The following is a 12,128-nucleotide window of genomic DNA, read 5'->3' as shown; positions in this document are numbered from 1 at the left end:
GTGCACAGTAGGTGCATTCCGCGCCCGACCCGTTTGTCGGCCTCCAGGTCATCGCTGGAGTGAACGGGCGTCCCGTTTGCCCCGGACGGGGCGGGCACCAGGTCGGGGCGCGGCAGCAGCGCGGCGGTCGGTGTCGGCGGTGAGCTTCGCCGCCTCCTCGCGGTCGATCCGGGCGAACACGAAGTGCTGTTGGGCGTAGGTCCAGATGTTGTTGCTGACCCAGTACAGCAGGATCGCGATCATGAGGAACGGTCCGCTGACCAGGAGACCCAGCGGGAACACCCACAATGCGAGTTTGCCCATGATCGCGGTCTGCGGATTCTCCGCGGCCGCCGGGCTCTGCCTCGACAGCGACGCCCTCGCGTTGAAGTGGGTGGCGAGACCTGCGATCACCATCAAGGGGATCGCGACGGCGGCAATCGTGGCGACGGAGGGCACGCCGCCGTGCGACGCGAACGACTCGAGCGTGCTCTGCGGGCTCGTGATTGCGACGGAGATCGGGGCACCGAACAGGCGAGCGTTCAGGAAGGACTGCACGTCGCCGACACCGAAGAAGTAGTTCGGGGTGTTCGCGTTGGCGGCCGGCGACATCGCGAGCTGGCCGACGCCTGTTCCGGTCCGGGTGAAGGAACTGAGTACGTGGTCAGGCCGATGAACACCGGCGCCTGCACCAGCGCGGGCAGGCATCCCATCAGCGGATTGAAGCCGTGCTCCTTCTGGAGCTTCTGCATCTCGACCGTCAGCTGCCGACGGTCCCCGGCGTACCTCTTCTGCAGGGCCCGCATCTGGGGCTGGAGCTTCTGCATCTGGCGGGTCGTGCGAACCTGCCGGATCGCGGGCGCGAGCAGGAGCAGTCGCAGGGTGAAGACCAGGAACACCACGGCGAGCGCCCAGGCGAACCCGTTGTCCGGTCCGAGAACTGCGCCGAACGCCTTGTGCCAGAACCACAGGATCGCGGACACGGGATTGTAGATGAAATCGAGCATCGAGCACCTCGCATGCGCACGACGCGATCGACTCGGCGTCGTGACAGTGGGTAGTGCGTCCGCCCGAGTGTCGGTGGGCTGGACGCGAATGGACTGGGTCGACTGAGTTGGCCGACGTAACGCTGGGCGTTACGCGGCGACCAGGACCTGTCCGGGCGCGCGGGGTTGGCGGGGCCGGCCGGGGCTGTCGGGAGCGCTCTGCCTGCGGAAGGCGCCACGGAGTCGACGTTCCTCGTGGCGTGGACCGCGGCCGGGCTCCGTCGGCAGGTGGAGCGGGGAACGCGATCCTCGCCCCGCCGCGGCGAGCAGCAGCAGGGCGGCGACGGCCGCGCCGAGGATCGCCGCGGGACTGTGGACCGCGAGCATCGCGGTGATGACGAGGGCGAGCAGCGCGGTCCAGGTGAGCCGAACAGCGTTCAGCCCGTCCGCGAGTGCAAACCCGATTCGTGCCACGGGTGGATCCTACCGATTGCGAGCGCCGTGGCCCGAGGCGTCGCCCCGAGAACGTAGCGTGTGGTCATGAGCATGGCCCACGACGAACGCCTCGCACTGGTCGACACGATGACCCGGGTCGGACCCGATGCCCCCACCCTGTGCGGGGAGTGGACCGTGCGCGATCTGGCCGCGCATCTGGTGCTGCGGGAGCGGCGGTTGGACGCGGCCCCGGGCATCACGATCGCGGCCATCGCGCCGTACACCGAGCGGGTCCAGGCGTCGATCGCCACCCGGCCCTTTCCGGACCTGCTCGACCTGGTGCGGACGGGACCGCCGCTGTGGTCGCCGATGCGGCCCCTCGACGCGGTGCTGAACTTCGGCGAGATGTTCATCCATCACGAGGACGTGCGGCGGGCCGGACCGGCGTGGGAACCGCGCGAGCTCGACGCGCCCAGGCAGGATGCGGTGTGGGCGATCGCGACCCGGATGGGGCGGATGACCTACCGCAAGGCGCCGTGCACGGTCGTGCTGGTCCGGCCGACCGGTGAACGCGCCGTCGTGCACCGGTCCGGGGGCGGCGAGGTGGTCCTCCGGGGCGAGCCCGCCGAGCTCGCCCTGCACGCGTTCGGGCGGGACGCGGTCCGGCTCGAGGCGGACGGCCCCGCGGCGGCCGTCGCGGCCGTGAGTGCGCGTCGTCGCAGCATCTGACCGCCTGTTACGGGTGTTGCGGATGGTCCCGATGGGGCCCGAGCGACTAGCCTGACAGCCATGGCAGGAAAGACCGGAACCTCGACTACCAAGAGTGCGGCGAGCTCGCCGCGGTCGTCCGCCCGCGCGGGATCGTCTGCGTCCGGGGGTTCCAGGTCCGCGACCGCGAGGTCCGGCGGTTCGTCCGCAAGCGCGTCGAAGCCGCGCTCGGGTGGTCGCACCACGCGGACCGTCTCCACTCCGCGTAAGGCGACCGCGCCGCGCACCCGCGCGAACGCCGCCCCCCGCAGGCCCGCGAAGGCGAAGACGACGCCACTGAAGGCGATCGGCAACGGCCTCGGTCGCGGATGGACCCTGGCCGCGCGCGGCGTCGGCGCCACCACCCGCACCTTGAGCAAGGCCGCCGACATCGAACACGGCCACCGCAGGGACGGCATCGCGCTCGGTCTCATCGCAGGCAGCGTGATCGTCGCGGCCGCCGTGTGGTTCGGGGCGGGCGGTCCGGTCGGGAACTGGATCGAGACCGCGGTGCGGGCCGTGTTCGGCGGTGCCGCGGCGTTGCTGCCCGTCGTCGGTGCCGGCGTCGCGGTGGTGCTCATGCGCTCCGAGCCGCAGCCGGAGATCCGGCCGAGGCTGGTCCTCGGCTCGCTGCTGATCGCGCTGCCCGCGCTCGGCATCTTCCACGTCATCTGCGGGGCACCGACCGACGCCGCGGGCCGCGCGGACGGGGCCGGTTTCGTCGGTTACGCGGCCGGCGGTCCGCTGACCACGGGCCTGACGATGTGGCTCTCGGTCCCGTTGCTGCTGCTCGCGTTGGGGTTCGGGATCCTGCTGGTCACCGGGACGACCGTGCGCGAGGTGCCGGAACGGGTCCGATCGCTGTTGGGGACCGGTCGGCACCACGACGACTACGAGCCCTACGACGACGAGCACCACGACGACGGCCGTCACGATGACGAGCATGGCGAGTACGACGGCTACGAACCGGACTACCTGCAGGACCTGCGCACCCTGCGACCGTCCCGCCGAAAGAACCCTGCCGACTACGATCCGGCGCTGTTCGACGCCGACGGGTACCCGGTGCACGATCTCGGTGACCCGGAGTCGAACTACCCGGTCGAGGAGACCGCGGACTCGCGCACCGAGGTGATCGCGCCGGTGGCGGTCGCGGCGCCCCCGGCGCCGAAGCCGCGGCCGAAGCCCCAGGCCAAGGCCGCGCCGCCGAAATCGGACGACGAGCCGGAGATGCTGATCCCGGACCGGGTCATCGAGGGCGACTACACGCTGCCGCCTGCCTCGCTGCTGATCGAGGGCGACCCGCCGAAGACGGGCAGCTCCGCGAACCAGGCGATGATCGAGGCCATCACCGAGGTACTCGAGCAGTTCAAGATCGACGCCGCGGTCACCGGATACACCCGCGGCCCGACCGTCACCAGGTACGAGGTCGAACTCGGCCCGGGCGTGAAGGTCGAGAAGATCACCGCGTTGGCCCGCAACATCGCCTATGCCGTCGCCACCGACAACGTGCGACTGCTCGCGCCGATCCCCGGGAAGTCGGCGGTGGGCATCGAGGTGCCCAACAGCGACCGCGAGATGGTCCGGCTGGCGGATGTACTGTCCGCGCCGTCGACCCGCAAGGACCACCACCCGCTGGTGATCGGCCTGGGGAAGGACATCGAGGGCGATTTCGTCAGCGCCAACCTCGCGAAGATGCCGCACCTGCTGGTGGCCGGTTCCACCGGCTCGGGTAAGTCCAGCTTCGTCAACTCGATGCTGGTCTCGCTGCTGCAGCGGGCGACGCCGGACGAGGTCCGGATGATCCTGATCGACCCGAAGATGGTCGAGCTGACCCCCTACGAGGGCATCCCGCACCTGATCACGCCCATCATCACCCAGCCGAAGAAGGCCGCGGCGGCGCTGGCCTGGCTGGTGGAGGAGATGGAGCAGCGCTACCAGGACATGCAGGCCAACAAGGTCCGGCACATCGACGACTTCAACAAGAAGGTTCGCTCCGGGGAGATCACCGCCCCGTTGGGCAGCGAGCGGGTCTACCGGCCGTACCCGTACATCCTGGCGATCGTCGACGAGCTCGCCGACCTGATGATGACCGCGCCGCGGGACGTCGAGGAGGCGATCGTCCGGATCACCCAGAAGGCCCGCGCCGCCGGGATCCACCTGGTGCTGGCCACCCAGCGGCCGTCGGTCGACGTGGTCACCGGCCTGATCAAGACGAACGTGCCCTCGCGCCTGGCGTTCGCGACCTCCTCGCTCACCGACTCGCGGGTCATCCTCGACCAGCCGGGCGCCGAGAAGCTGATCGGCATGGGCGACGGACTGTTCCTGCCGATGGGAGCGGGCAAGCCGACCCGCATGCAGGGCGCGTACATCACCGACGAGGAGATCGCCGCCGTCGTCGACTTCACCAAGAACCAGGCCGAGCCCGAGTACACCGAGGGCGTCACCACGGCGAAGGCGGCGGAGAAGAAGGACGTCGACCCGGACATCGGCGACGACATGGACGTGCTGCTGCAAGCGGTGGAACTGGTCGTCACCAGTCAGTTCGGCTCCACGTCGATGCTGCAGCGCAAGCTGCGCGTCGGGTTCGCGAAGGCGGGCCGGCTGATGGATCTGATGGAGACGCGCGGTGTGGTCGGGCCGAGCGAGGGGTCCAAGGCCCGCGACGTGCTGATCAAGCCGGACGAACTCGACGGGCTGCTCTGGTCCATCCGCGGCGGCGACCCCGATGAGGCGTCCGCCGACGACTGAACGGCACATTCGTTCGGTCAGATCGAGTGAACGGAAGCGTTCACTCGGTCTGACGCAACGAACGGCACATTCGGTCGATGGGCGGGGCAGGCGGTGGGAGGCGGGACGAGCCCCGTTCGTGTGGTTGAATGGGGACAGCTTGGAGGGGAGTATCCCCATTCCTGTGACAATCTCGTCAGCACGAGCGGCAGCGTCGCCGCTCCGGGGTTGTCGGTCGGTGTATTGCCGGCGGGAGAGACCTCCGGTGCCCTGTCATAGGCAACCGGAGGTCTGAAGTTCATGCACGTGTCCCCGTTGGTCTGGATCGTCACCTGTCTGGTGATCCTCGGCCTGTTCGTATTCGACTTCTTCGCGCACGTGCGCACCCCGCACGCCCCGACCTTCCGCGAATCGGCGTTCTGGTCGGCCGTCTACATCGGCATCGCCCTGCTGTTCGGGCTGGTGGTGGTCTGGGCCTGGGGCAGCGGACACGGCGGCGAGTACTTCGCCGGTTACGTCACCGAGAAGGCCCTCTCGGTGGACAACCTGTTCGTCTTCGTCATCATCATGTCCTCGTTCGCGATCCCGCGGGAGTACCAGCAGAAAGTGCTGCTCATCGGCATCGTGATGGCGCTGGTGATGCGGGGCATCTTCATCGCCGTCGGCGCCGCCGCCATCAACGCCTACAGCTGGGTCTTCTACCTGTTCGGGTTCTTTCTCGTCTACACCGCGATCAAGCTGGTCAAGGACCACGGCCACGAGGCAGAGGTCGAGCAGGAGCGCGAGAGCAGGATCATCGGCCTCGTCAAGAAGGTGCTGCCGACCACCGAGGAGTTCGACGGCGACAAGCTGATCACCCGGATCGACGGCAAGAAGGTCGTCACGCCGCTGCTGCTTGCGCTGGTCGCGATCGGGTTCACCGACGTGCTGTTCGCGCTCGACTCGATCCCCGCGATCTACGGCCTCACCAGTGAGGCGTACATCGTCTTCACCGCGAACGCGTTCGCGCTGATGGGCCTGCGGCAGCTGTACTTCCTGATCGGCGGACTGCTCGAGCGGCTGGTCTACCTGTCGTACGGGCTGTCGATCATCCTGGCGTTCATCGGTGTGAAGTTGGTGCTGCACGCGCTGCACGAGAACACCCTGCCGTTCGTCAACGGTGGCGAGCACGTGAGCGTTCCGGAGATCTCCACCGGGATGTCGCTGCTGGTGATCCTGGGCGTCCTCGTCGTCACGACGGTCGCGAGCCTGATCAAGACCCGCGGAGACAGGTCGGAATCGACCGTGGTCTGACCGATCGGGTCGATCACAACTCGCTGAACGCCCCCGACACCGGCTTCCACTCGCAATAGCGGGCCTCGGTTACGATGCCGGCCACTGTGAACGGATCGTCCGACAGCAGTTTCGCGGCCGCGTCGGTGTCGGGGGCGTCGAGGAGCAGTAGGGCTCCGCTGTCGTCGAGGTAGGGGCCGGCCGTGAGGACGTGGCCCTGTCTGACCAGCTCACCGAGCCAGTCCCGGTGCGCCGGACGGATCCGGTCCCGGTCGGGAACGGACCCATTGCGGTAGACGTAGTGGACGGCAATGAACGGCATCGTGTTTCGCTTCCCCCCCGTGGAGCGTGCTAACCCGGTGGACATTCGCTTCGCTGACCCCTCGTCGCGATCGTCGCCCGGGCGGACGAAGCACCGACTGTAGCTACTTGCTGGTATCGCCGGAGCGAATTCGCTTCGAAGCAGGGTTGAGCCGCAAGTCGGGCAGTCAGGACGGGCCGGTGCCGGACGCCGTCGATCAGGTGCCGGCGAACGCGCCCATCACCGGCGTCCACTCGGTGAACCGGGTCGCGTCGACGAGGCCCGCCCGCTGGAACGGATCCGCCCGGAACAGCTCGCGGGCCGCGTCCGCGTCGACCGCGGAGACGAGGATCAGCGCGCCGCTACCGTCGGCGAACGGGCCGGTGCTCAGCACGGTCCCCGACTCGACCAGGCCGCCGAGCCAGCTGCGGTGGTCGGGTCGGATCTCGTCGCGGGCGGCAGCAGTTGCGGTGGCATAGGTGTACTCGACGGCGATGACGGTCACAGGTGCTCGCTTTCTCGGGAGTGTTCGGATCGACGGATTCAGAGGGTCAGCAGCATGCGGCTGTTGCCGAGGGTGTTCGGTTTCACGTAGCTCAGGTCGAGGAACTCGGCGACGCCCGTGTCGTACGACCGGCACATCTCGGCGAAGACCTCCGCGGTCACCGGGGTGCCCTCGATCTCCGCGAAGCCGTGTCGGCTGAAGAAGTCCACCTCGAAGGTGAGCACGAACACGCGATCGAGTTCGAGTTCGCGGGCGACCCGGATCAGCTGCGCGACCACCAGGTGCCCGGCGCCGTGCCCCTTGACCTTCGGGTCGACCGCGACGGTGCGGATCTCGCCGAGGTCGGCCCACAGCACATGCAGTGCGCCGCAACCGATCACCTCACCGTCGAGCTCGGCGACCCAGAACTCCTGGACCGCCTCGTAGAGCGTGACGAGGTTCTTCTCGAGCAGGATTCGGCCGGCGTAGATGTCGATCAGGCGCTTGATCTCCGGGACGTCGGAGGTACGGGCGCGGCGCACGATCGGTGCGTTCCGATCGGATCCGAGGGGGCCAGAAGTCATGGGGTGCACAGTAGTCGTGCGTGGAACCGATATTCTGGGCCGTGTGCCGGTCCGAATCGCTTTCCCCCACGCCGACTCGGCGGTTCTCGGTTGACCGCCCAGTCGCGGGACGTCGACGGAGCCGTCGTGGCCGGCGCTGAGCGCGTGCACGGGGCCACCGACGTGGAGCGACCGGTCCCGCTGCTCAACATCGCGAACATCCTGACGATCCTGAGGATCGTGCTCGTGCCGGTGTTCCTGGTGGTCCTGTTCGTCGACGGAGGCCACGCGACCGGCTGGCGGATCGCGGCGACCGTCGTGTTCGCGATCGCCGCCGTGACCGACCGCATCGACGGGCAGCTGGCGCGTAAGTACGGCCTGGTCACCGACTTCGGCAAGCTCGCCGACCCGATCGCGGACAAGGCGCTGATCGGTGCGGCGCTGTTCGGACTGTCGGTCCTCGGCGACCTCAGCTGGTGGGTGACGGGGATCATCGCCGCCCGCGAGCTCGGCATCACGCTGCTGCGTTTCGTCGTGTTGCGGCACGGGGTCATCCCCGCCAGCCGCGGCGGCAAGCTCAAGACGCTGGTCCAGTCGTTCGCGATCGGTATGTACCTGCTGCCGCTGCCGGACAGCTGGTCGACCGCGAGCGCGATCGTGATGGGGGCGGCGGTGCTGCTCACCGTCGCGACCGGCATCGACTACCTGGTGCAGGCCATCCGACCGCGCGCGCGAGCGCACGCGAACCCGCTGTCCTCGTGACCGACCCGCTGACCGACGGCACCGAGTCCGCGGAGCTGGTCGCCGCGCTCACCGCCCGCGGGCAGACGGTCGCGGCCGCCGAGTCGCTGACGGCGGGACTGCTGACCGCCACCATCGCGGGGGTGCCCGGCGCCAGCGTCGTGCTTCGTGGGGGACTGGTGGTGTACGCGACGGACCTCAAGGCCTCGCTGGCCGGCGTGGACCGACGGGTGCTCGACCGCGACGGTCCGGTCGCCGAGAGCACGGCGGGCGAGCTGGCCCGCGGTGCCGTGGCCCGGTGTGGTGCGGACTGGGGGGTCGGGTTGACCGGTGTCGCCGGTCCGGACCTCCAGGACGGGCGGGCGGTGGGGACGGTCTTCCTGGGAATCGCAGGCCCGGACGGGCTTCGTGTGGGCGAACTCGACCTGCCGGGAGACCGTTGGGCGATCCGGACGGGCGCGGTTCACGCGGCCGTGTCGGCGCTCCTCGCCCGCGTGCTCGGATCGGCGTGAGGATAGGCTCGGTCCGGTCAACGGTGTACCGAGCGGATTTTGCCCGCAATCGGGAACCATTCAGTCACGATCGAGCGTTGAATGAGCAGTCGGTGGAGATGAAGGAGGTGCCAGATGACGGTGTTGTTGCGAGAAGCGATCGGTGACAGTCTGCGGCGCACGAGGGTCGCGCAGAGCCGGACCCTGCGCGAGGTCTCGAGTTCCGCGCGGGTCAGCCTGGGCTACCTCTCCGAGGTGGAACGCGGGCGCAAGGAGGCTTCCAGCGAACTGCTGGCCGCCATCTGCGACGCTCTCGAGGTTCCGCTGGCCGACGTGCTCTTCGACGTGAGCGAGACGCTCTCGGACGGAGCGGCGGTGCGTGTCTCCGACCAGCGTGAGGCGGTCGGCGCCGAGTCCGCGCGGACGAGCCCGGCCGCGTCGGTGCGCGAGGGGTCCACCCGGATCGCCGGGGACACCCGGATGGTAATTCCCGCGCCTGCGCGGGCCCTGGCGGCCGCGTAGCCGTCCGCGACCCACGGCAGGCAGATATCCCGTTCGGCCGTGTCACCACGGTAGATTCGACATTGACCACCAGGTCTCGTCCGGTGGATCCGAACAAGCTGGTAGGGGCAGTGCCCTTGTTCGGTGCGTGACGGTCGCGCATCGGGTCGCGTACGACGCGGCGCATCAATTGGAGGCAGGATCAACCCATGGCTAATCCGTTCGTCAAGGGATGGAAGTACCTGATGGCGCTCTTCAACTCGAAGATCGACGAGAAGGCCGACCCGAAGGTTCAGATTCAGCAGGCGATCGAGGACGCACAGCGCCAGCACCAGGCGCTCTCGCAGCAGGCCGCATCCGTCATCGGTAACCAGCGTCAGCTGGAGATGAAGCTGAGCCGTCAGCTGGACGAGGTGGAGAAGCTCAACGCGAACGCGCGCCAGGCGGTCACCCTCGCCGATCAGGCCGCGACGGCGGGCGACAACGAGAAGGCGGTGCAGTACACCAACGCCGCCGAGGCCTTCGCCGCGCAGCTGGTGACCGCCGAGCAGAGCGTCGAGGACCTCAAGGCCCTGCACGACCAGTCGCTGCAGGCCGCGGCACAGGCGAAGAAGGCCGTCGAGCAGAACGCGATGGCGCTGCAGGCCAAGGTCGCCGAGCGCACCAAGCTGCTCAGCCAGCTCGAGCAGGCCAAGATGCAGGAACGGGTCAGCGACTCGCTGCGCTCGATGGACAGCACCCTCGCGGCGCCCGGCAACACCCCGAGCCTCGACGCGGTCCGCGACAAGATCGAGCGCCGCTACGCCGACGCGCTGGGTTCGGCCGAGCTGGCCCAGAACTCGGTGCAGGGTCGGATGATGGAGGTGCAGCAGGCCAGCGTGCAGATGGCAGGTCACAGCCGCCTCGAGCAGATCCGTGCCTCGATGAAGGGCGACGCCCTGCCGTCCGGCGGCGCCGCGGCTGCCCCGGCGACGCCCGCCGTGGCCCCGGCCACGCCCGCGGCTCCGGCCACCCCGGTGGCACCCGAGACCGATGGTGCCGGACCCGCTGCCCAGTAGTTTCCGTACACACGCGAAACGGCCTGTCGGACACCGTGTGTCCGACAGGCCGTTTCGCGTTGCCGACCGAGGTCAGCGCCGCCGAGACCGCAGCAGGGTCCGCGAATCCTTCCGGCGTCGACCCGTTTCCCGCTCGCTGTCCGCCGCCGCGATCGACCGGAGCTCGACGGGGTCGACGATCTTCTCCCGCACTCGCGCCAACTCCGCGCCGCGCTCGCGCTCGGCGCGGTCGATCGCCAGCCAGCCCGCCCGGTCGATCACGGCAGGCTGACGAGAGCGGACCAGCTGTGCCAGCGCCGGTGCGGCCGAACGCGGTTCGCGCAGGCGGCCCGCGTTGAAGTCCTCCACGAGTCCGCGCACCGTCTGCTGCGCGCACGACTTGTTGGTGCCGATGAACCCGGACGGCCCGCGCTTGATCCACCCGGTCGCGTAGGTGCCCGGCAGGACGGTTCCGCCGACCCCCTCGAGCACTCGGCCGTCCACGTTCGGCAACACGCCGGCCCGGTCGTCGAACGGCACGCCGTCGATCGGCACGCCGCGGTATCCGATCGAGGTGAGCACCAGGCCGGCGTCGAGCAGTTCCAGGTCCCCGGTCGGCTCGACGCGGACCTGTCCGTCCGTCCCGACCGTCAGCGAGTTGCGGACGAGTTCCACCCCGGTGACGGCCTCCGCGCCGAGGATCCGGGTCGGGGTCTGCAGGTAGCGCAACGTGATTCGCCGACGGGCGCCGAGCGGAGCCTGCGGGGCGACCCGGACCCCGGCGGCGCGGGTGCGGAGGGTGTCGATCAGTTGCAGCTTCTGCTCAACCGCGTGCGGAAGGGCGCCGTCGTCGGCCAGTCGGGCGGTCGCGGCGTCGAGGGCCAGCTCGGCGGGGTCGACCAGCACGTCGGCGTCCGCGGTGGCCAGCAGCGCGGCGAACTCGGGGACCGTGAATGCGGACTGGGCGACGCCTCGGCGTGCGACGACCACGACCTCCTGGATCCGGCTGCGCCGCAACGCCTCCAGCGCCGGCCGTGCGATGTCGGTGCCCGCGAGCCGGTCCGGGTCGGCGGTGAGGATCCGCGCGACGTCGAGGGCGACGTTGCCGTTGCCGACGATCACCGCCCGCTCGTGGGAGAGGTCGAAGTCGTGGTGGGCGTGGTCGGGGTGACCGTTGTACCAGGCGACGAACTCGGTCGCGGATGCCGTGCCGGCCAGGTCGGCGCCGGGCACGTCGAGTTTTCGGTCGGACGAGGCGCCGACGGCGTAGATCACCGCGTGGTGGTGCGCGAGCAGGTCGTCGTGTGTGACGTCCTTTCCGATCTCGACGCCGAGGTAGTACTCGAAGCCCGACTGTGCCGCCATGGTGTCGTAGAGCCTCGCGACCTGCTTGGTCTTCTGGTGGTCGGGCGCGACGCCGGCGCGAACGAGGCCGTGCGGCACGGGAAGCCGGTCGAAGACGTTGACCGCCACGCCGGGCTGGGTGAGCAGTTCGTCGGCGGCGTACATCGCCGCCGGGCCGGAGCCGACGATCGCGACGCGGAGGGGCTCACGGTCCCGGCTGACCGCGGCCGCGGCGATGACCGGGGCCAGCGTCGGCCGCGGGCGTTCCTCCTTGTAGAAGTCGGCATTGATCGACAGGAACACCTGCTGCGACCGCTCGAGCTTCGAGTGCGGGACGATCGCGTCGACCGGGCACGCGGAGACGCAGGCGCCGCAGTCCACACACGCGGCCGGGTCGATGTGCAGCATCTCCGCGGTCAGGAAGTCGGGCTCGTCCGGCGTCGGGTGAATGCAGTTGACCGGGCAGGCGTACACGCAGGACGCGTCGCTGCAACAGGACTGGGTGACGACGTGGGGCATG

Annotated in this window: 12 protein-coding genes and 1 pseudogene; 7 read left to right on the top strand and 6 right to left on the bottom strand. The window is 69.4% G+C overall.

Annotated features, from left to right (window positions below; genetic code table 11):
• Positions 1-60: 60 nt before the first annotated feature.
• Positions 61-986, bottom strand: a pseudogene (yidC, locus tag ACFVH2_RS20775) (membrane protein insertase YidC); the annotation flags it as partial.
• 129 nt (positions 987-1,115) lie between these two features.
• Complete coding sequence (locus tag ACFVH2_RS20770; protein WP_378428289.1) at positions 1,116-1,439, bottom strand: DUF6412 domain-containing protein; 324 nt, start codon at positions 1,437-1,439, stop codon at positions 1,116-1,118.
• Between the two features lie 66 nt (positions 1,440-1,505).
• Here ACFVH2_RS20770 and ACFVH2_RS20765 point away from each other — a divergent pair, with 66 nt between their 5' ends.
• From ACFVH2_RS20765 to ACFVH2_RS20755, 3 genes are all read left to right on the top strand, one after another.
• On the top strand, positions 1,506-2,129 hold the full coding sequence (locus tag ACFVH2_RS20765; RefSeq protein WP_378428291.1) for a TIGR03085 family metal-binding protein: 624 nt from the start codon (positions 1,506-1,508) through the stop codon (positions 2,127-2,129).
• 60 nt (positions 2,130-2,189) lie between these two features.
• Complete coding sequence (locus tag ACFVH2_RS20760; protein ID WP_378428293.1) at positions 2,190-4,895, top strand: DNA translocase FtsK; 2,706 nt, start codon at positions 2,190-2,192, stop codon at positions 4,893-4,895.
• Between the two features lie 279 nt (positions 4,896-5,174).
• Positions 5,175-6,167 carry a TerC family protein gene (locus ACFVH2_RS20755; RefSeq protein WP_378428295.1) on the top strand — a complete coding sequence of 331 codons (993 nt, stop codon included), beginning with the start codon at positions 5,175-5,177 and terminating at the stop codon, positions 6,165-6,167.
• Between the two features lie 13 nt (positions 6,168-6,180).
• On the opposite strand, the gene ACFVH2_RS20750 is transcribed toward ACFVH2_RS20755, so the two are convergent.
• The 3 genes from ACFVH2_RS20750 to ACFVH2_RS20740 form a co-directional block, all read right to left on the bottom strand.
• Positions 6,181-6,468 (bottom strand): YciI family protein, encoded by a 288-nt coding sequence (locus tag ACFVH2_RS20750; RefSeq protein ID WP_378428297.1) that lies wholly within the window; start codon positions 6,466-6,468, stop codon positions 6,181-6,183.
• 196 nt (positions 6,469-6,664) lie between these two features.
• The gene (locus tag ACFVH2_RS20745) at positions 6,665-6,952 is read right to left on the bottom strand and encodes a YciI family protein (protein WP_378428299.1); all 288 of its coding nucleotides are present in this window, start codon (positions 6,950-6,952) and stop codon (positions 6,665-6,667) included.
• A 38-nt stretch (positions 6,953-6,990) separates the two neighbouring features.
• Positions 6,991-7,515 carry an amino-acid N-acetyltransferase gene (locus tag ACFVH2_RS20740; RefSeq protein ID WP_378428300.1) on the bottom strand — a complete coding sequence of 175 codons (525 nt, stop codon included), beginning with the start codon at positions 7,513-7,515 and terminating at the stop codon, positions 6,991-6,993.
• 126 nt (positions 7,516-7,641) lie between these two features.
• Between ACFVH2_RS20740 and pgsA the strand changes: the two genes are divergently transcribed.
• From pgsA to pspA, 4 genes are all read left to right on the top strand, one after another.
• Entirely contained in the window at positions 7,642-8,256 is a 615-nt protein-coding gene (pgsA, locus tag ACFVH2_RS20735) for a CDP-diacylglycerol--glycerol-3-phosphate 3-phosphatidyltransferase (RefSeq protein WP_378428302.1), read from the top strand.
• On the top strand, positions 8,253-8,747 hold the full coding sequence (locus ACFVH2_RS20730; RefSeq protein WP_378428304.1) for a CinA family protein: 495 nt from the start codon (positions 8,253-8,255) through the stop codon (positions 8,745-8,747). Before pgsA ends, ACFVH2_RS20730 begins: the two co-directional genes overlap by 4 nt.
• Before the next feature lie 114 nt (positions 8,748-8,861).
• Positions 8,862-9,248: a helix-turn-helix domain-containing protein gene (locus ACFVH2_RS20725; RefSeq protein ID WP_378428305.1), complete on the top strand. Its 387-nt coding sequence runs from the start codon at positions 8,862-8,864 to the stop codon at positions 9,246-9,248.
• 188 nt (positions 9,249-9,436) lie between these two features.
• Positions 9,437-10,285 carry a phage shock protein PspA gene (gene pspA, locus ACFVH2_RS20720; RefSeq protein WP_378428308.1) on the top strand — a complete coding sequence of 283 codons (849 nt, stop codon included), beginning with the start codon at positions 9,437-9,439 and terminating at the stop codon, positions 10,283-10,285.
• Between the two features lie 72 nt (positions 10,286-10,357).
• On the opposite strand, the gene ACFVH2_RS20715 is transcribed toward pspA, so the two are convergent.
• On the bottom strand, positions 10,358-12,127 hold the full coding sequence (locus ACFVH2_RS20715) for an FAD-dependent oxidoreductase (RefSeq protein WP_378428310.1): 1,770 nt from the start codon (positions 12,125-12,127) through the stop codon (positions 10,358-10,360).
• Position 12,128 lies beyond the last annotated feature (1 nt).

This window comes from Rhodococcus sp. NPDC127527 (genome assembly GCF_042672245.1).
Classification (GTDB): domain Bacteria; phylum Actinomycetota; class Actinomycetes; order Mycobacteriales; family Mycobacteriaceae; genus Rhodococcus_G.
This window is presented reverse-complemented; position numbering and strand designations above follow the sequence as displayed.